The sequence below is a fragment of the Caproicibacterium sp. NSD3 genome (assembly GCF_053613275.1).
In genome coordinates this window covers 2,127,213-2,149,203 of record NZ_CM132119.1, presented here as the reverse complement: position 1 = coordinate 2,149,203, position 21,991 = coordinate 2,127,213, and the positions used below count along the sequence as shown (strand labels likewise).

Annotated in this window: 18 protein-coding genes and 1 other RNA gene; 16 read left to right on the top strand and 3 right to left on the bottom strand. The window is 44.3% G+C overall.

What is annotated here, in order from left to right; translation table 11 throughout:
* Positions 1–11 precede the first annotated feature (11 nt).
* Positions 12–2,108 (top strand): glutamine synthetase III family protein, encoded by a 2,097-nt coding sequence (locus ACVS9P_RS10560; RefSeq protein WP_452104707.1) that lies wholly within the window; start codon positions 12–14, stop codon positions 2,106–2,108.
* Positions 2,109–2,186: 78 nt separating this feature from the next.
* Here the strand turns inward: ACVS9P_RS10560 and ACVS9P_RS10555 are convergent, their stop codons facing one another.
* Positions 2,187–3,035, bottom strand: a complete 849-nt coding sequence (locus ACVS9P_RS10555; protein WP_452103494.1) for a helix-turn-helix domain-containing protein — start codon at positions 3,033–3,035, stop codon at positions 2,187–2,189.
* 316 nt (positions 3,036–3,351) lie between these two features.
* Between ACVS9P_RS10555 and ACVS9P_RS10550 the strand changes: the two genes are divergently transcribed.
* From ACVS9P_RS10550 to ACVS9P_RS10485, 14 genes are all read left to right on the top strand, one after another.
* Positions 3,352–4,737, top strand: coding sequence for a sodium:solute symporter family protein (locus ACVS9P_RS10550; RefSeq protein WP_452103493.1), 1,386 nt, complete (start codon positions 3,352–3,354; stop codon positions 4,735–4,737).
* Between the two features lie 57 nt (positions 4,738–4,794).
* Positions 4,795–6,519, top strand: a complete 1,725-nt coding sequence (gene ggt / locus ACVS9P_RS10545) for a gamma-glutamyltransferase (protein WP_452103492.1) — start codon at positions 4,795–4,797, stop codon at positions 6,517–6,519.
* A gap of 149 nt (positions 6,520–6,668) precedes the next feature.
* Positions 6,669–7,433 carry a DeoR/GlpR family DNA-binding transcription regulator gene (locus ACVS9P_RS10540; RefSeq protein WP_452103491.1) on the top strand — a complete coding sequence of 255 codons (765 nt, stop codon included), beginning with the start codon at positions 6,669–6,671 and terminating at the stop codon, positions 7,431–7,433.
* 205 nt (positions 7,434–7,638) lie between these two features.
* A complete protein-coding gene (locus ACVS9P_RS10535; protein ID WP_452103490.1) occupies positions 7,639–9,144 on the top strand; it encodes an FGGY family carbohydrate kinase in 1,506 nt (501 codons plus the stop codon).
* A 26-nt stretch (positions 9,145–9,170) separates the two neighbouring features.
* Positions 9,171–10,610, top strand: coding sequence for an FAD-dependent oxidoreductase (locus ACVS9P_RS10530; RefSeq protein WP_452103489.1), 1,440 nt, complete (start codon positions 9,171–9,173; stop codon positions 10,608–10,610).
* A 14-nt stretch (positions 10,611–10,624) separates the two neighbouring features.
* Positions 10,625–11,884, top strand: coding sequence for an NAD(P)/FAD-dependent oxidoreductase (locus ACVS9P_RS10525; protein WP_452103488.1), 1,260 nt, complete (start codon positions 10,625–10,627; stop codon positions 11,882–11,884).
* Between the two features lie 2 nt (positions 11,885–11,886).
* The gene (locus tag ACVS9P_RS10520; protein ID WP_452103487.1) at positions 11,887–12,255 is read left to right on the top strand and encodes a DUF1667 domain-containing protein; all 369 of its coding nucleotides are present in this window, start codon (positions 11,887–11,889) and stop codon (positions 12,253–12,255) included.
* 45 nt (positions 12,256–12,300) lie between these two features.
* Positions 12,301–13,392: an ethanolamine utilization protein EutH gene (locus ACVS9P_RS10515; RefSeq protein ID WP_452103486.1), complete on the top strand. Its 1,092-nt coding sequence runs from the start codon at positions 12,301–12,303 to the stop codon at positions 13,390–13,392.
* 212 nt (positions 13,393–13,604) lie between these two features.
* Positions 13,605–14,255 carry a GntR family transcriptional regulator gene (locus ACVS9P_RS10510; protein WP_452103485.1) on the top strand — a complete coding sequence of 217 codons (651 nt, stop codon included), beginning with the start codon at positions 13,605–13,607 and terminating at the stop codon, positions 14,253–14,255.
* 288 nt (positions 14,256–14,543) lie between these two features.
* Positions 14,544–15,995 (top strand): sodium/glutamate symporter, encoded by a 1,452-nt coding sequence (locus ACVS9P_RS10505; RefSeq protein WP_452103484.1) that lies wholly within the window; start codon positions 14,544–14,546, stop codon positions 15,993–15,995.
* Between the two features lie 18 nt (positions 15,996–16,013).
* Positions 16,014–16,322 carry a (2Fe-2S)-binding protein gene (locus ACVS9P_RS10500; protein ID WP_452103483.1) on the top strand — a complete coding sequence of 103 codons (309 nt, stop codon included), beginning with the start codon at positions 16,014–16,016 and terminating at the stop codon, positions 16,320–16,322.
* A 12-nt stretch (positions 16,323–16,334) separates the two neighbouring features.
* On the top strand, positions 16,335–17,909 hold the full coding sequence (locus ACVS9P_RS10495) for an FAD-dependent oxidoreductase (RefSeq protein ID WP_452104706.1): 1,575 nt from the start codon (positions 16,335–16,337) through the stop codon (positions 17,907–17,909).
* A gap of 2 nt (positions 17,910–17,911) precedes the next feature.
* On the top strand, positions 17,912–18,235 hold the full coding sequence (locus ACVS9P_RS10490; RefSeq protein ID WP_180341991.1) for a (2Fe-2S)-binding protein: 324 nt from the start codon (positions 17,912–17,914) through the stop codon (positions 18,233–18,235).
* A complete protein-coding gene (locus ACVS9P_RS10485; protein ID WP_452103482.1) occupies positions 18,235–19,365 on the top strand; it encodes an NAD(P)/FAD-dependent oxidoreductase in 1,131 nt (376 codons plus the stop codon). The genes ACVS9P_RS10490 and ACVS9P_RS10485 overlap by 1 nt, the downstream gene beginning before the upstream one ends.
* A 149-nt stretch (positions 19,366–19,514) precedes the next feature.
* On the opposite strand, the gene rnpB is transcribed toward ACVS9P_RS10485, so the two are convergent.
* Both rnpB and ACVS9P_RS10475 read right to left on the bottom strand, forming a co-directional pair.
* Positions 19,515–19,864, bottom strand: an RNA gene (rnpB, locus tag ACVS9P_RS10480) — RNase P RNA component class A.
* Between the two features lie 50 nt (positions 19,865–19,914).
* A complete protein-coding gene (locus tag ACVS9P_RS10475) occupies positions 19,915–21,369 on the bottom strand; it encodes a nicotinate phosphoribosyltransferase (protein ID WP_452103481.1) in 1,455 nt (484 codons plus the stop codon).
* A gap of 311 nt (positions 21,370–21,680) precedes the next feature.
* Between ACVS9P_RS10475 and ACVS9P_RS10470 the strand changes: the two genes are divergently transcribed.
* Positions 21,681–21,935: a helix-turn-helix domain-containing protein gene (locus ACVS9P_RS10470; RefSeq protein WP_180341993.1), complete on the top strand. Its 255-nt coding sequence runs from the start codon at positions 21,681–21,683 to the stop codon at positions 21,933–21,935.
* Positions 21,936–21,991: the final 56 nt, after the last annotated feature.

Below are 21,991 nucleotides of genomic sequence, written 5' to 3'. Positions count from 1 at the left end.
GAGTTTTTATGATGAGTACAGTTCCGGAGTTATTCGGTACACTGGTCTTTAATGATTCGGTTATGAAGGCGAGACTGCCCAAGGATACCTATCAGGCTTTAAAAATGACCCGCGAAAATGGAAAGCCATTAGATCCTCAGGTGGCAAATGTGGTAGCAAACACCATGAAGGATTGGGCAGTAGAAAATGGCTGCACCCATTTTACGCATTGGTTTCAGCCGATGAACGGGATTACCGCGGAAAAGCACGACAGCTTTATTTCTCCCGTGGCGGGCGGAAAAGTTATCATGGAGTTTTCCGGTAAGGAATTAATTAAAGGGGAACCGGATGCTAGTTCTTTCCCGAACGGTGGTCTGCGTTCTACCTTTGAAGCGCGTGGATATACTGCTTGGGACCCCACCAGCGATGCGTTTATCAAGGATGGTAGTCTTTGCGTTCCCACTGCTTTTTGCTCTTATGGAGGGGAAGCACTTGATAAAAAGACACCGCTTTTGCGTTCCATGAATGTCATTAATGAACAGGCTCTGCGAATCTTACGGCTGTTTGGCGATCAAAAGACACAGCGCGTAAATGTGACTGTAGGTGCGGAACAGGAATATTTTTTGATTGATCGAAAATTGTTTGAAGAACGTGAAGATCTCATCTATACCGGACGTACACTTTTTGGTGCCATGCCGCCAAAAGGGCAGGAGATGGAAGACCATTATTTTGGCGTCATTAAGCCGCGGGTCTCTGCCTTTATGAAAGACTTGGATGAGGAATTGTGGAAATTGGGGATTTTTGCAAAAACGAAGCATAACGAAGTTGCCCCCGGGCAGCATGAATTGGCTCCGATCTTTACAACTGTGAACGTAGCAACTGACCAGAACCAGCTGACAATGGAAATCATGAAAAAAGTTGCGGCAAAGCATGGTCTCTCTTGTTTGCTGCACGAAAAGCCGTTTAATGGGGTGAATGGGTCCGGCAAACACGATAACTGGTCGTTAAGTACCGACCGTGGGATCAACCTTTTGGAGCCTGGGGATTCTCCGCGGACGAATGCGCGCTTTTTGCTGTTTTTAACCGCAATTATTGAAGCGGTCGATACGCATCAGGATCTTTTGCGCCTTTCCGTTGCAAGTGCAGGGAACGATCATCGTCTTGGCGGAAATGAAGCGCCACCGGCAATTATTTCGATCTTTTTGGGCAATCAGCTTACCGAAGTCTTGGATTCCATTGAAAAGAAAGAGGAATATAAGGAAAGTCAGGGCAAATCTGTTTTGACAATTGGTGTGGATGTATTGCCCAATTTGCCGAAAGACGCGACCGATCGTAATCGTACTTCTCCTTTTGCATTTACCGGAAATAAGTTTGAGTTTCGTATGCTTGGCTCTACCGTTTCTATTGGCTGTCCGAATATGATTTTGAACACCATCGTTGCTGATGTGCTTTGCAAATATGCAGACCGGCTGGAAAAAGCGAAGGATTTTAACTATGAATTGGAGCATTTGATTCGTCATGCGTATCGGGATCATAAGCGGATTGTTTTTAACGGCGACGGATATACCGATGGATGGGTAAAAGAAGCCGAGAAACGTGGATTGCTGAATCTCGCGACTACAGCCGATTGTATGCCTCTTTACAAAAAAGAAGAGAATATTAAGCTATTTGAAAAATATGGAGTTTTGTCTCGTATGGAGGTTTGTTCCCGCTGCGAGATTCAGATGGAAAACTATAATAAACAGCAGCATATTGAAGCTCTGACAATGGAGGATATGATTCAAAAGCAGATCTTTCCTGCGATGTGCAGCTATATGAAGATGATTTCTGAAGGAATCTCTCTAAAAAAACAGATCGGGGAGGGGATTTCTTACGAGGTAGAGGAAACTCTGCTCAAAAAGCTTTCGAGTTTGTCGGTAGAGCTTTTCCATGAGTTGGAAGCTTTGAAGACGGCAGTCTCTGGGGAGCAGAAAATTATGGATATAGAAAAGCTCTGCCGGTATTGTGCAGATGTACTTTTGGTGCAGATGGAAAAGACCCGCGTAGTTGCCGATCAGATAGAACCGTTAGTTGGCAAGACTTACTGGCCCTATCCCTGCTATGGAGATCTTTTGTTTTCTGTAAATTAAATAAACTGATTTTATTGATAAAAGAGAGAGAATACAAAGTCAAAAAACGACTTTGTATTCTCTCTCTTTTTTATATTCTTAAAGGGTAATAAAATCCAATTTTCCCGGGGAAAATTCTTTTCGAACTTTTTCCTGAAAAACAGAAGGTGGCATATGCATATATTCTTTAAATGCTTTTGTAAAATGGGATTGATCATAATATCCACAGTCCTGTGCAACATCAACGATGGACATTCCTGGGTGTTCAATCATCGTTCGCAGTGCATTTTGAAAACGAATATTTGCTAAAACCGTCTTAGGGGCAAGCCCCACATGTTCTGTAATCACTTTTTGAAGATATCGGGCACTATAGCCGGTTTGTTCCTGCAGTTCAGAAATTCGAATATTGCCGTGCTGCATCAGAGCATCGTGCATCATATTTTGGATTAAAGCAGAAGTTTCCCGCTGCTTTGTGCGGTTTTCCCATTGAAAAATAAAATTTCGAAGATATTTGATGCGTTGTTCAAAAGTTTCGGCACATGCCATTTGTTCCAAAATGGATCCTGGCTGCAGAAGATCATCCAATGGAATTTCTGTGTCTGCAAGCTCATTGCTGGGAATTCCAAAAATTCTGGTAAATTCTCCTGGAAAAAACTGACAGGCAAAAACTTGCAGCATTCCGTAAAGGGGAACTTTCTTGCTTTGATTCAATGCGCCGCAACAGACAGCATATGGATTGTTTGGATCTATAGAAAATAAAATTCCAACCAGACCAATTCCAGGAACACAACTTAATCCATCTGCTTTACCGGTGTTTTTCAGCTCATGCACAACCGCAATGGGTGTGCCGTTGTTTCCTTCGGCCAAAAGGCTTTTATGGCTTTTTTCTGCATCCCAAAACGGTTGAACGGATACCATTGTACTGAAATCCGTTCTATTTTTGTCCATAGTGCCCCTCCTTATTTCTCCTACTTTAAAATTGACGGAAATATATTCTGCTTTTTACAAGGTATTGTTCTGATTTTTACAAGTTTTTGTGGATTTCACATGATATTATGGTGGCACGATAGACATAAAACGAAATGACCTTATAAAAAAATTGTACAAATCGGTGATTTTATAAGGAATCTTGGAATCTCGATTTCATTATAAACGCAGATTTGCCAGACGTCAACTCAAGATTACAAATTTTATGTTGAGTCAAAAGCAGTCACTTTGGTACGGCGGCTGTTTTGATAGAAGAAAAAAATGAAGGAGGATTTATATGGTTACTACAATTACATGGATTATTGTCTTTGTCTTGATTGTAGGAATTGGAATGTTTGCAGGAAAATCAATGTCCAATTCCAAACAGTGGTCAGGTGGGGACAAAACACTCAGTGCAGTCGGAGTCGGTTGTGTTTTGGGAGCATGGCAGATCGGAGGCATGAGTATTGTCGGTGCAGCTCAGAATGGCTATACGATGGGAATTGCTGGTGCATGGTATTCGCTGGCAGGTGGAATTTATTTGTTGGTTGCGGCAGGACTTGCAAAAATTTTGCGCGACAGAATGCCGGGGGATTCGGTACCAACTTATTTAGCAAGTCGTTTTTCCACCAGCAGTTCTAAGCTTTATTCTTATGTTTGGGTTATTCTCGGATTTTTGTATATTCCGGTTCAGCTTAAAACAGTTGCCTCAGTTATCCAGATTACAGTACCAAATTTGGATGGGAACTGGGCCATTGTTCTTGGATTGGCGATTGCCGCTGTTTATACCGCATTCTCAGGAATGAAAGGTGCAGCATCCGTCGGAAAAGTGGTTTGTATTGGCATTTATGTGCTTTTGGTTGGATTTGTGGTAATTATTCTGCAGCACTTTGGGGGATATTCGGGCTTGGTTTCCTCTTTGCCAAAAGGATACGGAGAACTCAGCAGTATGCCAACGCAAAAATGGGTTGGATGGTTGCTTTCCGGTATTTTGTCCTCTGTCGTTATGCAGTCTGTTCTGCAGCCGATTATGGCGGCAAGAGATGCAAAAGCAGCGCGCGGGGGCTGCATTATTGGTTATGTATTCGCAGCTCCAATTTGCATTTTCACCGCAATCATTGGCATGATAGGTGCTGCTACCACCAGTGATTTGGGAAATGGTGCAACCGCTTTTGCGTGGACCATTAAAGAATATACCAGCCCAGTCATGGCAGGCGTTATTTTTGCAGTTTCCACCATGATTATTGCAGCGACAATGGCTACTATGATGATGGCGACAGGAACAATTATTACAAACATTTATAAAACACAGGTCAATAAAGAGGCTTCTGAAGACAAAATGTTGAAAGTTTCCCGTTATGGAACCTTGATCTTTTCCGTTTGTACTCTGATTCCTGCTTTTTTACTGCCCAGCACAGCTTTGACAACGACTTTTCAAATTTTGATTCAATGTTCTACCGGTCCGGTAAGCTTTTCTATTCTTGCCGGTTTACTTTGGAAACGTACGACGAAACAAGCGTCGCTGGCCAGCATGGTTTCCGGTATTATTGTTGGATTGCTTTGGGTAATCAGCGGGTTGTCCAATCAAATTGAAACAATTTATGCCGTAATTGTTGTCAGCTATGGTGTAGGTATCATCACCACACTTTTAACATCTAAAAAAGAAAATGCGATTCAAGCGTAATTGAAGATAAAAAATTTGTTTCAGGGGAATGATCCCTGTCATAAGGAGGTTTGTCTTATGCCTACAAAGCCCTATTTGGGAAAAACTCTTTCAGAAATTGCGATGTTTCGTCCATATCCATCCGGTCGTGGAGGCGCTGTAAGCTCTAATAGCCCATATGCGACCAGCGCTGGGTTGGAAATGATGAAAAATGGTGGGAATGCCATTGATGCGGCAGTTGCGATTTCTTTGGTGCTGGGAGTTGTTGAACCATACCACTGCGGCATTGGCGGCGGATGTTTTCATGTTGTTTATCACAAAGAAAGCAACCAGTTTTATGCCTGCGATGCACGCGGTGTGGCACCGTTAAACGCATACCAGGATATGTTCTTGGATGAAAATGGAGATGTCGATCTGAATCTTACCGAATTTTCAGGCCGTTCTACCGCGGTTCCGGCACTTTACCGGGCAATGGATAATCTGCTGAAAAAATTTGGAACAATGACCTGGGAGCAGGTGTCGGCTCCTGCAATCCGGTTGTGCCGCGAAGGATTCAAATGCGGATTTATGTATACACGCATCAGCGATACTCCCGAAGCAGAACATAATGCAGCAGCTTATGAAGGCTTTAAAGAACTTTACCTGCACGACGGAAAGCCACGTACTTTTGGTGAAGTGATTAAGAATCCGGAGCTCGCCGATACGATGGAGACAGTTGCTAAAAACGGTGTAGACTGGTTCTATAATGGGCCTGTAGCCGATGCTATCGTGAAGGCTGTGCAAAAAAATAAAGGCGTTTTGGTAAAAGAAGATCTAGAAAACTGTTCGCCAAAACCGCGTACTCCGGTAGAAGGAAGCTATCGGGGATATAAAGTTGTATCGATGCCGCCTCCATCTTCCGGCGGAAGTCATATTATCCAAATGCTGAATATCCTTGAGAATTTTGACCTCGCAAAAATGGGATGGCATTCTGCCGAAAGCACACATCTTTTGGCAGAAACAATGAAAATTATGTTTGCCGATCGCTCGGTCGCAATGGGAGATCCTGATTTTGTGCAGGTACAGGTTGAAAAGATTCTTTCTAAAGAATATGCGAAAGAACTTGCCAAAAAGATTGATCCGGATAAAGCGCAGGAGTTTGCGCCAACCGAAGGGATCGAAGCAAAAAGCTATCCGGGCTGTACCTCGCATTTCTCCGTCATGGATAAAGAGGGAAATGTTGTTGTGCAGACTCAGACAATTCGTAACTGGTGGGGCTGTGGTGTAGTGGTTCCCGGCTATGGATTTATCATGAATAATACAATGGCTGATTTTAGCCCTAAAGTTGGCGTGCGTACTACACAGGGACTTGCCTATGGAATGGCAAATGCAGTACGTCCGGGAAAGACGCCGCTTTCCAGCATGTCTCCTACGATTGTGCTGAAAGATGGGGTCCCGGTGTTGGCTGTTGGGTGTGCTGGTGGTCCACGAATCATCACAAGTACGCTTCAGCTGATCGTCAATACGCTTGACTATGGAATGATGATGGAACCGGCCACTCGTGCGCCGCATATGTGCTGCTTAACGCTCGATCAGGGGCTGGAACTTGAAGACGGATTCTCTCCGGATACCGAGAAACTTTTAAGAGAGAAAGGGCATAAAATCATTGAAACCGGGTCATGTGGAGAACTTTTGGTAATGCCGAATGGCATTATGAGAGTTGGAGATGAATTTTTCCCGGCAGGATGCAATCGTGCCGATGGCGGCGGTGGTGCATTGACTGAGTTTGGCACAACCGCAATTGATGGAATTGTTTTTGAATAAAAGCCCTGCTTCCTATATACTTTTTTACTTGCCGGTCTGCAATTTTGCAGATCGGCATTTTTTGGTTTAAATGATGAATTTGTGTGGAATTACACAAAACAATGTGATATAATCCAATTAAAAGAATTTCGTTTTTTGGAGGAATCTTTATGCTACAGGAGAGAAGAAGCAAGATCATTCAAAAGATTCAGCAGACCAATGTGATAAAGGTCAGCGATTTAATGGAAGAGTTCGGCGTCTCGATCGAAACAATTCGGCGTGATTTGGAATATCTTGAAGAAAATAATTATTTGAAACGTGTATACGGCGGGGCTGTTAAAAAAGGGTTCAATACACAAGAGCCGGCATATAAACGGCGTGAAGTAGAGAAGGAAGATGAAAAGAAAAAAATTGCTGCTGCTGCGGCAGAACTGGTATCGGATGGGGATACTTTGTTTATGGATGTAGGAACGACCGTCTTAGAAACGGCACGCCAGCTCGGCAGCAAAAAGAGGATTACCGTTATTACAAATTCTACTTTAACTGCTCAGGCACTCATTGAAGTAAATCCAGAAAACCGGGTAATTCTGCTTGGCGGAGAGCTTAGAAATGGGGATCTATCGGTTTCCGGATATTTATGTGATAATAGTCTCGAAAATTTTTATGCGGATAAAGCGATTATTGGTGCTGGAGGGATTACCATTGAAAACGGTATTACCGATTATCATTTGGCAGAAGCCAATACCCGGCGTCTGATGATCAGACATTCCGATCAAGTGATTATCGTTGCAGATTCCAGCAAGTTCGGAGTGATTGCAATGAACCGTGTCTGTCCTGTTTCGGATATTCATACCATTGTAGTGGATGACAGTTTACCAGAAAAAGAAGCTCAGCGTTACCGTGATAAGGGACTGCGGATTTGTTTTGCTCGGTGATCTTTTCATGATAAAAATTACAAAAGAGAGAACCTGTACTCATCATTTTTGAGAGTGCAGGTTCTTTCATTATTTTGATAAAATTTTATGAAAAAGTAGCAAGAAAATGCTTTTCTTTTCTTGCTATTTTTTATTTCCTATGCTATTATAAATCCATAAAATATCACACAATATCATCAATATTCCACATACGGAGGGGAAGCCTATGAAGCATACAGGATATTTTATGGGAATAGATGCTGGAACAACTGGAACGACAGTGTTGGTAATGGATGAGAAATGGAATGTTGCAGCAAAAGGTTATCAAAAACATATAATGAACAGCCCAAATCCTGGCTGGATGGAGCAAGATGCGAATGTCCTTTGGGAAGATTTACTGTGTGCAGTAAAAAAAGCGTTATTGCAGCTCCCTTTAAATGCACAAATTTTAGAAATCGGGCTTGACCACCAGGGAGAAAGCTGCTTGATTTGGGAGAGATCAACTGGAAATCCGCTTTCCCAGGCAATTAATTGGCAGGACCGAAGAATGGTATCAGCGGTGGAAGAGTTAGCCGCGAAGTATGGGGAAGAAATTCAAAAACGGACGGGATTTTTTCCGGATTCTTATTTTAGTGCAGAAAAATTTGTTTGGGAATTGAATCAAATTCCCAATGGATATCAGCGGGCAGAAAATGGGGAACTTTGCGCTGGAACGCTTGGCAGTTGGTTCCTTTGGAAAATGACGGGAGGAAAAATCCATATGACGGATCCTTCCACTGCTTCGCGCACCATGCTTTATAACATTTATAGGGGGGAGTGGGATGACGAGATCTTAGAGATACTTTCCCTTCCTCGTAAGATGCTCCCTCAAATTGGCAGCAGTGCACAGCGATTCGGTATGACCCAACCGCAGTGCTTTTTAGGGCTTCAAATTCCTGTTTCAGGCTTAATAGTCGATCAGCAGGCAGCGTTGTTTGGACAGTGCTGCTTTCATACAGGAATGATAAAAACAACTTATGGAACAGGCTGCTTTCTTCTTATGAATACAGGGCGGACCCCTATAAAGTCTTCGGGCGGACTTTTGACGACGGTAGCGTGGAATCTTGGGCAAAAAGATACGTTTGCTTTAGACGGCGGTATTTATACGGCCGGGGCGGCGGTTAATTGGCTGCGTGAAAAGATGGGAATGATCGAGTCTTTTGAGCAAACGCAGCAAATGGCAGAGAGTATAGAGGATAATGGCGGTATTTATTTTGTACCGGCGTTTGTGGGATTGGCAGCCCCTCATTGGGATAGTTGTGCGCGCGGAACGATTTTTGGAATCAGTTCTACGACGGAAAAAGAGCAGATCGTTCGGGCAACTCTGGAAAGTATTGCTTATCAGGTATCAGACAATCTTGATGTTATGGTTAGAGATTCTGGATTCCCCATTGGAGTAATGCGAGCAGATGGGGGAATGGCGGTCAATTCATTTTTGATGCAGTTTCAGGCGGATATTTTGAATATTCCAGTAGATGTCCCGGTGATTTCGGAAACCAGCAGCTTGGGAGCCGCTTATCTTGCTGCTTTTGGAGAAGGTTGGTTTTCGTCTTTGAGCGAGATTGAGTGTAATTGGCAGTTACAGTGTCGATACGAGCCAAAAATGTCGGACGATGAACGGCAGACACTACTCTACCATTGGCACAGAGCAGTGGAACGTTCTCTTGGATGGCTTCAAACAGAGACACCATAAAGTTTTTAGTTTTAGGAGGAAAAACAATGAGAAACACAGATGTGCTGATTATTGGGGCCGGAGCGGTCGGTTGTTCCATCGCACGAGAACTGACAAAATATCAGGTCCGCGTATTGGTGGTCGAAAAAAAGGAAGATGTTGGTGGAGACGCTTCCAAAGCAAACAGTGCAATTATTCATACGGGATATGATGCCTCCCCGGACACATTGGAATCTCAGTTGGTTGTTGCAGCAAACCCTATGTATGACAAGCTTACAAAAGATTTAGATGTCCCGTTTTCAAGAATTGGTGGGATTCTTCCGGCAATCACACAGGAGCAGTATGAAAAATTACCGGCATTGAAAGAAAAGGCATTTAAAAACCGTGTATATGATGTGGAATATCTTTCAGGCAAAGAATTGCTTAAAATGGAACCAAATTTGAACCCGGAGACGAAAGCAGGGTTATATATTCCGCGGGAGAGTATCATTGATCCATTCCTGTTAGTCGTTGGTTATGCTGAAAATGCACAGCAGAACGGTGCTGATTTCCTTCTGGGAACAGAAGTGACCGAAATGCATAGGGAACAAGGAAAAATAACAGCGGTGGAAACAACAGCCGGGGAGATTTCCTGCAAATGGGTCGTCAATGCGGCCGGACTGCATTGCGATGAAATTGCAGCAATGGTTGGAAAAAATGATTATACGGTTAACCCACGAAAAGGACAGTTTTATGTTCTTGATAAAAATACATCCTGTAAAGTGGAACATATTATATTGCCGATTCCAACGAAAGTTACAAAAGGAAAGCTGATGTGCCCGACTATTCACGGGAATATGTTGGTTGGCCCAACAGCGGAGGATCTTTCGGATAAGGAGGATCGATCAACGGATGCGGCAGGGCTTAAGAGTGTTGCGGAAGATGTGCGGCACTTGATTCCGAATGTCAATCTTCGTGATACGATCACACAGTACAGCGGTCTGCGCCCAAATCGAAATCCGGAGGGACTGCATGTAGATACTTATGACGACTTAACAAATTATATAAACCTATCAGGAGTGCGTTCTACGGGATTAACGGCTTCCGCTTCCCTTGGAAAATATGTGGCACAGACCCTTTTAAAGCTTGGAATGCCTGCAGAAATGAATCCCGATTTTAATCCGGTTCGGAAAGGAATTATACGGTTTCGAGAGCTTACCCGGGAGCAGCAAGATGAAATGATCCAGAAAAATCCTTTATATGGCAGAGTGGTCTGCCGCTGCGAAACAATTACAGAAGGAGAAATTGTTGCGGCAATTCACAGCCCTATTCCTGCCCGTAGCATGGATGCAGTTAAACGCCGCGTGCGCGCAGGGCTCGGGCGCTGCCAAGGCGGATTTTGTGGGCCAAGGGTACTGGAAATCCTTGCACGCGAACTGGGAGTATCTGCTGACCAAATCAATAAGAATGATAAAGGTTCTTACATGATTGCCGGAAAAGTAAGATAAGGGGGGATTACATAATGTATGAAATTACATGTGATGTAGCGGTGATCGGAGCAGGCCCGGCGGGGCTTGCAGCAGCGGCTGCAGCGAAAGAGCAGGGTGCAGAGAAAGTATTGATCATTGAACGTGACACCGCATTGGGAGGCATTTTGCAGCAGTGTGTGCATCCGGGATTCGGGTTGTCGCTTTTTAAGGAAGAACTCACCGGGCCCGAATATGCAGCACGTTTTATTGAAAAAGTGGAGCAGGCCGGTATTAAAACGCTGCTGGATACCATGGTTTTGGAAGTTCGGCAAGATGGGACGATCTATTGCACGAATTCCCGCTATGGAATAACGATGGTAAAAGCCCAAAGTGTCGTGCTTGCTATGGGATGCCGTGAAAAGACCCGGGGGAATATCCAGATTCCGGGGACCCGTCCAGCAGGAATTTATACCGCCGGTTCCGCTCAGAGAATGGTCAATCGGCAGAACGAAATGGTCGGGAAAAAAGTAGTGATTTTGGGCTCCGGAGATATCGGGATGATTATGGCACGCCGTCTTACATTGGAAGGAGCCAGAGTGGTCGCGGTAGTAGAAGTTATGGATTATCTCGCGGGACTCACTCGTAACCGGGTGCAATGTTTGGATGATTTCGGAATTCCATTGCTGCTCTCTCATACTGTAACAAGAATTGTTGGAAATCAGCGTGTAGAGGGAGTCTATGTAGCAAAAGTTGACCAGAACCGTATCCCGATTCCGAATACAGAAGTGTTTTTTGACTGCGATACCTTACTGCTTTCAGTTGGCTTGATTCCTGAGAATGAACTTTCAAGAGCAGCCAAGATCGAAATGGACAACGTGACAAACGGACCGGTTGTCAATCAGTATATGCAGACCAGTGCGCCCAGACTTTTTGCCTGCGGAAATGTAGTCCATGTAAACGATTTGGTGGATAATGTTTCAACAGAGAGTATGCTTGCTGGGAAAAATGCGGCTAAATATGCGATGGGACAGCTTCCAACTCCTAAACAGGTGGTGGTATGCCGGCCGGGAGAAAATGTGCGGTATCTTTGTCCGCAGAAAATTACCGTTTCCAATGAAGCGGAAAATATAACGGTCTATTTTCGTGTCAAACAGCCACAGAAAGAAACGACATTAAAAGTATTCTGTGAGGAAGGATTGCTTTTCGAAAAACGTCTGCCCCGTGTGAATCCGGGCGAAATGCAGCATATCTGTGTCCCAACCGCTTCACTTTCAGGGAAAACGCTTACAGTCGATGCGGAAAAGAGGAATTGATCATGGAAAAAGAAATTACTTGTACAGTTTGTCCGATGGGATGCAGGATCACTGTTTGCGGAGAAGGAGAAGTGATTCGCTCCATAAAAGGTTATACTTGTGCTCGCGGAGAACAGTACGCCCGCAGCGAATTTGTTCATCCGGTACGAATTTTGACCTCTACTGCTTTAGTAAGCGACAGTAATGAGCCGCTTGTAGCGGTGCGTTCCAACCGTCCGTTGCCAAAAGAATTGTTGATGAACTGTATGAAAAAAATTCATATGCTCCATTTACAGGCCCCGGTTCATCGTTATCAGGTGCTGATTCCCAACATTATGGATACCGGGGTGGATATTGTTGCTAGCGGAGAAGCAAAAAGACAGAATTCGTAGACTGAAAGATAGAATTTTAAAAAGTATGGGAAGGAGGAGTAGAAAGTGAATTTCCAAATGATCCTAACTGCAATTATGGCTGTCTTTTTGCTGTTGGGTGCATTGGATGATATTTTTGGGAACCGATTTGGGCTGGGTAAAGAATTTGAAAATGGATTTCAATCAGCGGGAAGATTGATTCTGTGCATGTCAGGCTTTATGGTTTTGGCACCGGTAGCGGCACATAGTCTAGGCTTTGTTTTAGCTCCGATTTTTCAGTCCATTGGAGCGGACCCTTCTAGTTTTGCGGGCCTGGTGATTGCAAACGATTCCGGCGGATATGTGTTGGCAACAGAGATGGCGAACGATCCGCAGGCCGGAATTTACAATGGAATGATCGTAGGTTCCATGTTAGGGACAACGATTATGTTTCAGCTGCCCTTAACGATGACCTTTACAAAAGACAAAGAACGTCCGGCAGCAATTTATGGAATGGTAGCCGGAGTTGCAACCGTTCCGCTGGGATGTCTTGCAGGTGGTTTGGCGGCAGGCTTTCCTTTTTCGATGCTGTTTTTTAATACGATACCGGTATTGATCGTTTCGGTAGCCCTTTTAATTGCTTTGTTGCTTTTGGGAGAAAAGATTGTGCCTGCTTTTTCGGTTTTTGGGAAAATCATGTTAGGAATTTCGATAGCAGGTCTGGCAATAGCCGGATTTTCTCAGCTGACAGGGTTGAAAGTTTTAGACGGAATGGGCAGCATCAATGAAGTGTTTCAGATTGTTGGTGGGATCACGATTTTTTTAGCGGGAGCGTTTCCGTTACTTTTTGTATTGCGAAAAGTTGGGCACAAAGGACTGGAGCGTATCGGCAAACGGATGAAAATCAATAAAACTTCCGTAACGGGGCTTTTGATTACGCTTGCGAACCCTCTGCCAACGATGGAAATGCTGTCTGATATGGATGACCGAGGCAGAATGCTGAATATTTCTTTGATTGTATCTGCATCCTGCACATTCGGCGATCATATGGCATATGCTTCCCAGACGCTTCCGCAGATTGTTCCTGCACTGATTTTTGGAAAATTGGTGGGGGGCTTTAGCGGAATGCTCTTGGCACTCTTTTTGGCACCCCGGCTTTTGGGCAAAAATGAAGCATAATACTTAAAATTGCTTAAAAACTATTTTTTATTAAATTAAAAGTGCTGTTTTTTAATTTAATAAGGGAATCATATAAAAACACGCTAGGATAATTTAGAGATTATGTAAATCAAATTTAGGCGTTTTTATCAATTCTTATAAACAAATTATATTCATGATTGACAAAAATTCTCTTTCTTATTAAAATGATTTCAATAGAAGGAGATGAGAAAATGGGTCGTTCTCTAAAAGAAGATGTTTATTGCAGATTAAAAGAAGAGATCTTATACGGACAATTTAATCCGAATGTGGTCCTTACCGAGGGAGAAATTGCGCAGAAATTTTTGGTGAGCAGAACCCCGGCGCGGCAAGCACTGCGAAAATTAGAGAACGAAAACATGATCAAAAGAAATTCCACCGGCTGTGGCTGGACTATTACAGTGGTTCGTTTGGAAGAAATTCATGAAATGCTTGGGATGGATTGTGCTTTGGTGGATTTAATGATTTGCCATACAATGGAACGGATCACAGAAGAAACTGTTTTTTATTTAGAAAAACAGTTGGAACAAATTGAGCTGCTTGTGGAACAGCGGGAAATTCATCATGCTGCAGATTTGTGCCGCCAGTTTCGAATTTCTATTATGGAGGAAGCAAAAATGCCGCTTGTGCTGAAAGCATGGCTTTCCATTCCTCCGCTTTGTAATTTTAATTGGCTTTGGAACGGGATTCCACTGGAAAATCATCTTCATTCGATTGCAGATAATAGGGTTTTGATGGAGGCAATTAAAGAAAGAGATGCTCTGAAATTTGAGAAGACATATCGCCGACATACAGAAGAATATTTTGAGTGGTGCACTGAGGTATATCAAAGATTTCAGCTTTGATTTTTCTTCAGACTTTAAAAAATAAGATAAAATGTATTTTTTTTAGTACGTCTTAGGATGTTGACTTTCATAACAAAGAAATTTATAGTAAAGGTATTCCGGAAAAAGAAAAGCTCAAAGAGGAGTTCATGACATTCGTTTGTCATGGGCTCCTTTTTTGATGCCAAAAAGACTAGTCTTTCCATTTACATGTGACGGCCCTGGCAATTTTGAACAATGACGTTCTTTCCTTCGAGTTAACTTGCTTTTGGGTTTACACTTGTCTGATTTAAGAAAGAAGGAAACATCATGGAATTTTCGGCAACAACTTTGTTTTACGACTTTGCGATTATGTCCGCGCTACTGTTTATTGCAAATATTCTGCGGACAAAATTGAAATTCTTGCAAAATTGGTATATTCCATCTTCGCTAGTAGCAGGAATCTTAGGGGTGATCGGCGGAAAATATTTTATGAATATTTTACCGCTGAGCAGCAGTATTTCAGTCTATCCAAGCATCATGATTTCGGTATTGTTTGGAACATTGCTGATCGGCCGCAAACAAAAAACAAAATTTAAAGAGACAATCAAAAGTGTTGGCGATACTTTTGCAGTGACGACGAGCGGAATCATGATCCAGTGGGGAGTCGGGATTGCAGCGTCTCTGATTTTGGCGGCCACAATTTTCCCAGATCTAAATCCGGGCTTCGGAATGCTGATGGCATCCGGATTTGAAGGCGGCCATGGAACCGCCGCTGCCGTTGGAGCAGCTCTTTCGGAGGGATGCGGCTGGACTTCCGCCACTTCGATCGGGCAGACGTTCGCAACGATTGGCTTGCTGGATGGAATTTTCATCGGAATCCTTTTGATTAATATCGGAACACGTAAAAAATGGACCCGACTGATCAAAGAAGTTAGTGGGCTTTCACAGGAAATGAAAACAGGATTAGTGGAAGAAAAGGATCAGAAATCGATCGGCAAAGCTACGGTTAATTCAATTTCTATTGATCCTTTAGCCTGGCATCTCTGCATTATTTTGACCGCAGTAGGCGGCGCGTATCTTTTAAACAATGTGCTCAAGAGCATTTGGCCTTCTTTTTCCGTACCGACTTATGGAATCGCATTGATTTGCGGCTGGCTGATGAATAAATTGCTGCAAGCTGTAAAGTTGGATCATTATGTGGATCAGAAACTGATTACAAGAATCGGTTCCTGTGTGACCGATTATTTGGTTGGATTCGGTGTTGCGTCAATTAATATCAGTGTTGTTATCAGCTATGCGGTGCCGCTGATCATCATCTCTCTGCTTGGCCTTGCATGCTGCCTGATATGGCTTTTGGTTGTATCCCGCCACATTTTCCACAATTATTGGTTCGAGCGTGGAATTTATATCTTTGGAATGTGCACCGGCGTTATGGCGATCGGCGTTATCCTGTATCGTATCAGTGACCCGGATTATAAAGCACCGGTTTTGGAAGATGTTGGAGTAGCCGGAATCTTTACGACCTTTGTGGATATGTTCCAGGTTTCGATGGTACCGATCATGTTTATGAGCGGGCAGCTGATTCCCGCAATGGTAATCTGGCTAATTGTGCCTTTGGTGATCGTGGCTGTCAGCATAGGTATTTATAAATGGAAAAAAGGAACAGGAGCCGAACTGCGTCCGGGAGAAGAAGAGTCTGCAGTCAATTATGAGGGAATTCTAGAAGGAACAGAATCTCCTGTTGTCGTTGTAAAAGGAACTTCAGCAGAGGAACTTTGAATATAAGGGGCGAATATCGTGAGAATTCAGAAACATCCGATTTTGGGAGAATTTCAAAAAGGTGAATTGGTCACCTTCACATTGGACGGAAAAGATATGCAGGGATACGAAGGAGAACCGATTGCTGCAGCTTTGCGTGCGGCAGGGGTGATGACTCACCGTTATACTTCCCGCTTTGGAAAACCGCGCGGCGTGTTTTGTGCGATTGGGCGCTGCACAGACTGTGTCATGATTGTGGACGGAAAACCCAATATCCGTACTTGTGTAACACCGCTCAAGGCCGGTATGAAAGTACAGACACAATATGGCATCAAGGCAAAGGAGTAAGCAAATATGAAAATGAAAAGATACGAACTGATTGTAATTGGAGCTGGACCGGCCGGGCTTTCTGCTGCAATTGAAGGCGCTAAAGCAGGAATGAAAGTCATTGTGTTTGATGAAAATGCCCGTCCCGGAGGACAGCTTTTTAAACAGATTCATAAATTTTTCGGTTCTAAGGAACATAAAGCCAAAATCCGTGGATTTCGAATTGGGCAGGAACTGTTGGAAGAAGCGGAAAAACTGGGTGTAGAAGTTTGCCTCAATGCGATTGTAATGGGGATTTTTGACTGCATGGAAATTACCGTTATGAAGGATGGAGAAGTTCATCACTATAAGGGCGATAATATCATCGTAGCAACCGGCGCAAGGGAGAACATGGTTCCGTTTAAAGGATGGACTCTGCCGGGCGTGATCGGAGCGGGTGCAGCGCAGACAATGATGAATCTGCATGGAGTCCAACCCGGCACAAAAGTGTTGATGGTTGGAAGCGGAAACGTTGGACTGGTTGTTTCTTTTCAGCTGATGCAGGCGGGAATCGAAGTTGCGGCAATTATTGATGCGGCACCGCGTGTCGGCGGATACGGAGTTCATGCTTCAAAGCTGACACGAATGGGAGTTCCGTTTTATCTTTCCCACACGGTTGTGGAAGCAGAGGGCAAAGATTGTGTGACCGGCGTAAAGATTGCAGCAGTAGATGAAAAGTTTCAGCCCATCAAAGGGACCGAAAAGCATTTCGACGTTGATACCATCTGCATGGCAGTAGGACTGTCACCGATGAGTCAGCTAACACGTATGGCAGGCTGTGAAATGATTGATAAGGGCGGACCGGTTCCGGCGGTAGATGCTTATAATCAGACTTCTGTGCCCGGATTATTTGCGGCAGGAGATGTTGCCGGAATTGAAGAGGCTTCCTCTGCAATGATCGGCGGAAGAATTGCCGGAGCGGCCGCCGCACATCGTCTGGGCTATTTGGAAGATGCCGTATTTGAAGAGAAAGTTCAGAAGCTGCGTTCCTCTATGGATCAGCTGCATCAGGGAATGTTCTCTCCTCAAAATCGTGGAAGGATCGATCTAAAAGAAACGGATGAGGGAATTCCGCTTTCTCAGAGCCTTCTGAAAAAGGGATTTGTTTCAGATGAAGAAATCGAGAAATTTCCCGGTGTTACCCATGCAAAAGGGATTCACCCGGTTATCGAATGTACACAGAATATTCCTTGTAATCCTTGTCAGGATGCCTGTAAATTTGGCTGTATTCGGGTAGGAAGTCAGATTACCCGCCTGCCGGCCGTTGATTCTCAGAAAAAATGTACCGGCTGCGGAATGTGTGTTGCATCTTGCTCCGGACAGGCGATTTTCCTGGTCAACGAAGAATATGAGCCCGGATATGCCAGCGTCACTTTACCTTACGAGTTTTTGCCGCTTCCAGCAAAAGGAGATCACGGAAAAGCATTGGGACGGGATGGCTCCGTCCTATGTGATGCCGAAGTTTTGGAGACAAGAACTGCACCGATTATGGATGGAACCGTGCTTCTCACCATGAAAGTACCGGCTAACATGTCTATGAAGGCGCGATTCTTTAAGGGGGAGGCTTAAAAATGGCAAAAATAATTGACCGTAATCTTGATATTGGCGAATTCGTTCCTCAGCCGGACGATGATTTGATTATTTGTCGCTGTGAAGAAATTACAAAAGGAGAAATCCGTCGCGCAATCCATGACGGCATGCGCACGATGACGGAACTAAAACGGTTTACCCGTGCGGGAATGGGACTGTGTCAAGGTGGTACCTGCACAAAAATTGTAAAGGGAATTATGGCAAAAGAGCTGGGAATTCGCCCTTCAGATTTAGAAGAGCCGACTGCCCGTGGCCCGGCGCGTCCCATTGAAATGAAAATTTTCAGCAATGAGGTGGATGATTAATGAATGCAGATGTAATTATTATTGGGGGCGGAATTATTGGGAATTCATCCGCTTATTATCTTGCGAAAAAAGGATTAAAGTGTTTGGTGTTAGAACAGACCATGATTGGAAATGGCGGTTCGAGCCGCAATGGCGGTGGTGTTCGCCAGTCTGCGCGTGATGTGCGTGAATTGCCGATTGCTATGTATGCCATTCAAAATCTGTGGCCTAACCTGAACGAAGAACTGGGTGTCGATGTGGAGTATCATCAGGACGGAAATCTTCGTCTCGGAAAAACGCCGGCACATCTCGAAACTTTAAAAAAGCTGACTCAAAAGAGTCAGGCGGCAGGGCTGGACGTCAAAATGATTACAGGGGACGAGGCTAGAGAAATCTGTCCCTATATGTCTCAAGAGGTAATTGGTGCTTCCTGGTGCCCCACTGACGGGCATGCGAATCCCATGATGACGACGCTGGCATTTTATCGTCGTGCGCTCCAACTGGGAGTTCATTTTATCACTGGAGAAAAAATTACAAAGATTCAGCTTCACTGCGGAAAAGCCAGAGCGGTGGTCACGGATGCCGGAAATACTTATGAAGCAGACAACATTATTGTAGCGGCGGGATATGGTTCCCGTGCAATCTTAAATACCGTCGGAATTGATGTGCCGCTTTATCGGATGCTGAATGAATGTCTGGTAACAGAAGTGCAGCCGCCGATGTTCTGGCAGATGCTGGGTACGGCCGAAGCGGATTTTTATGGCCATCAGACGAAGCACGGTTCTTTTGCGTTTGGTGGTTGTTCCGGCTTGGAAAATTATCATAAAAATCATAAAGAATCGGAATCCGCAAAGTCCACTTCCATGACGGCGGAAAGTGTCTGCCGAGGAATTATGAAATATTTTCCGGTCTTGGCGGATGCAAAAATTGTTCGTCATTGGGCAGGCTGGCTTGATATCTCTGCTGATCAGGTTCCAATTATTGATAAGGTCAATGAGATTCCGGGATTGTTTATCGCCTGTGGCTTTACAGGCCATGGATTTGGCATCGGGCCTGGAGTCGGTACAATTATGAGTGAACTCGTTACCGGAGAACCGACTTGTGTGCAGATTGATGCGTTAAAATATGATCGTTTTTCTGCCAAAGGATAATTTAAGGCGATTTTCAGTGATACTTGTATGATAAACTTTCAATTTAGAATACAAAAAGCGACCAGGGACTATTGTCCTTGATCGCTTTTTGTCTAAGAGATTGTTTTAAAATTTAGGATATAAAAAACCCGGCATGTTTCCATACCGGGTTTACGACCAGACTTATAAGCCGAGTTCTGTTCTGACAGCTATCTATCTTGGCCAGGCGTTGCCGCCATAGCTCGATGCCACCTTCTAGGGACGTGCCGGGCCGACACAAAATGTCCCACTGCGGTGTTGCTCCGGATAGGGTTTGCAGAGCCATTCGGTTCTCCGAATGCTGGTGAGCTCTTACCTCGCCTTTCCATCCTTACCGCTCAAAAGAGCGGCGGTATATTTCTGTTGCACTTTCCCTAGGGTCACCCCCGGCGGCCGTTAGCCGTTATCCATGCCCTGTGGAGCTCGGACTTTCCTCAGATACGCCGTTTCCCGCTGTATCCGCAGCTGCCCGGTCTGCTCGCGTTTATCCATTATATCGAATTTTAAAATGAAAGTCAATTAATCTTTTTATCAATAGGTATAGGAGTCCAGAAGCTGGCGCTTGACTTCCCAGAGTGGACGACTTAAGTCTACATAATAGTTGTGGGGATTTTCAAAACGCAGCACCTCATCCCATAGGGTAGAGACCTGCTCCTTGCAGAAGGCCCTTAGCTCGGGCAGTGTCTTTTTGTGCATGACGCATTTTCCACCGTCAAAAAGCCGTTCACGCAGCCGTACCGCACGGAAATTTGTAATTTTCTTTTTCTTCCATTCGTGTTCAGGGTCGAAGATTTCGTAAGGCTTTGTATCGTCGATATTTTCTTCATGCAGGGTTACCACATCTGCGATCGCTTTTCCGGAATCCCGGTCATATAGACGCCAAAGTTCCTTAAAGCAGGGAGTCGTAATCTTCGTTACATTTTCGCTGACTTTGATTTTCGGTGTAATGGAGCCATCTGGTTCTTCTACCGCAGAGAGCTTGTACACTCCGCCAAAAACCGGACAGCTGCTGCTGGTAATCATGCGTTCGCCAACTCCAAAGGAGTCTACTTTGGCGCCTTGAGCCAGCATGTCCCGAATAATGTATTCATCTAAACTGTTGCTGGCACAGATTTTGCAGTCCGGAAAACCTGCAGTGTCCAGCATCTTGCGTGCGAGCTTTGAAAGATAGGTAATATCACCGCTGTCAATTCGAATACCGGCGGGACGATAGCCCATGGGAAGAAGCACGTCATTAAACACTTTAATCGCATTTGGAATGCCCGATTTTAACACATTGTAGGTATCTACGAGCAATGTGCAGGCGTGCGGATATTCTTTTGCGTAAGCGCGGAAGGCATCATATTCATTATCAAAAAGCTGAACCCAGCTGTGTGCCATAGTCCCCAGTGCCGGCACTTGATAGTCTCGGTCACAAATCGTGCAGGCAGTTCCGCAGCAGCCGCCGATATAGGACGCACGTGCGCCTAAAATGGCACCATCGGCCCCCTGTGCCCTGCGGGAGCCGAATTCCATAACAGGGCGACCTTCCGCTGCACGGACGATCCGATTTGCTTTCGTGGCGATCAGACTTTCGTGATTGATTGTCAGAAGAATCATTGTCTCGACAAATTGTGCCTGAATTACCGGCCCGCGGACAGTCAGAATGGGCTCTCCCGGAAAGATCGGTACCCCTTCCGGAACGGCCCACACATCACAGCAAAAATGGAAGTCCTTCAAGTACTGCAAAAATTCTTCGCTGAAGATTTTGCAGCCTCTCAGGTAATCAATATCTTTTTCGGTAAAGGTCAGGTTTTTCATGTATTCGGCGACTTCTTGAACACCTGCCATGATGGCAAACCCGCCATTGTCAGGGATGTTGCGGAAAAACATATCAAAATAGACAATCCGGTCGCGGTATCCATTTTGAAAATAGCCATTGGCCATCGTAATTTCGTAAAAATCGGTCAGCATCGTCAAATTTGTTTTTACAGGGGGTGTGTACATGGAATCTTCATCTCCATTAAAATTTTGGCTGCTGCCACCTTAAATGGCATAGCAGCATAGTATGGATAGAAAGTTGCGTTAGGGATATTATAGCAAGGTTCCTGGGAAATAACAAATAATATGTAAAAAAAATTTATGATTTTGAAATTTTTTGAATTGTTCTTTAAATTAAAAGGAAAATTAGTTTTATTATTGCGCTTTTAGGGGAAAAAGATTATACTGTTAACAATTTATATGGGATGAATCATTTTCCGGGGATTCCATTCCCGAATGCAAGCGATAATTGATTAATTTACGGGAGATGAAGCACGTTGAGATTACGCAAACAGGCACTTGGGAGCCGCAATCTAGTTGGAGCCCGTGTAGAAGAAGCCCGTAAGGATCTTGGGATGAAGCAGAAAGAGCTTCTTGCACAGCTGCAGGTCAACGGTGTGGATATGAATGCTTCTGGTCTTTCAAAACTGGAAGGGCAGATCCGGAGTGTATCTGATATTGAGTTGATTGCTCTCTCAAAGATCCTTGGTGTTTCGGTAGAGTGGCTTTTGGGCCTTAAAAATGACCCCTGATTAAATCTGGGAGCTTTATTTTCGTCTCGCCCCTTTCTTTATTAAAAAGGGCGAGA

Bases quoted from the DNA above. Each gene is read 5' to 3' on its own strand.
- ACVS9P_RS10495 (WP_452104706.1), top strand. From the start codon at position 16,335: ATGAAAAGATACGAACTGATTGTAATTGGAGCTGGACCGGCCGGGCTT.
- ggt (WP_452103492.1), top strand. From the start codon at position 4,795: ATGCCTACAAAGCCCTATTTGGGAAAAACTCTTTCAGAAATTGCGATG.
- ACVS9P_RS10560 (WP_452104707.1), top strand. From the start codon at position 12: ATGAGTACAGTTCCGGAGTTATTCGGTACACTGGTCTTTAATGATTCG.
- ACVS9P_RS10485 (WP_452103482.1), top strand. From the start codon at position 18,235: ATGAATGCAGATGTAATTATTATTGGGGGCGGAATTATTGGGAATTCA.
- ACVS9P_RS10520 (WP_452103487.1), top strand. From the start codon at position 11,887: ATGGAAAAAGAAATTACTTGTACAGTTTGTCCGATGGGATGCAGGATC.
- ACVS9P_RS10510 (WP_452103485.1), top strand. From the start codon at position 13,605: ATGGGTCGTTCTCTAAAAGAAGATGTTTATTGCAGATTAAAAGAAGAG.
- ACVS9P_RS10555 (WP_452103494.1), bottom strand. From the start codon at position 3,035: ATGGACAAAAATAGAACGGATTTCAGTACAATGGTATCCGTTCAACCG.
- ACVS9P_RS10550 (WP_452103493.1), top strand. From the start codon at position 3,352: ATGGTTACTACAATTACATGGATTATTGTCTTTGTCTTGATTGTAGGA.
- ACVS9P_RS10505 (WP_452103484.1), top strand. From the start codon at position 14,544: ATGGAATTTTCGGCAACAACTTTGTTTTACGACTTTGCGATTATGTCC.
- ACVS9P_RS10525 (WP_452103488.1), top strand. From the start codon at position 10,625: ATGTATGAAATTACATGTGATGTAGCGGTGATCGGAGCAGGCCCGGCG.
- ACVS9P_RS10535 (WP_452103490.1), top strand. From the start codon at position 7,639: ATGAAGCATACAGGATATTTTATGGGAATAGATGCTGGAACAACTGGA.
- ACVS9P_RS10530 (WP_452103489.1), top strand. From the start codon at position 9,171: ATGAGAAACACAGATGTGCTGATTATTGGGGCCGGAGCGGTCGGTTGT.
- ACVS9P_RS10540 (WP_452103491.1), top strand. From the start codon at position 6,669: ATGCTACAGGAGAGAAGAAGCAAGATCATTCAAAAGATTCAGCAGACC.
- ACVS9P_RS10490 (WP_180341991.1), top strand. From the start codon at position 17,912: ATGGCAAAAATAATTGACCGTAATCTTGATATTGGCGAATTCGTTCCT.
- ACVS9P_RS10475 (WP_452103481.1), bottom strand. From the start codon at position 21,369: ATGTACACACCCCCTGTAAAAACAAATTTGACGATGCTGACCGATTTT.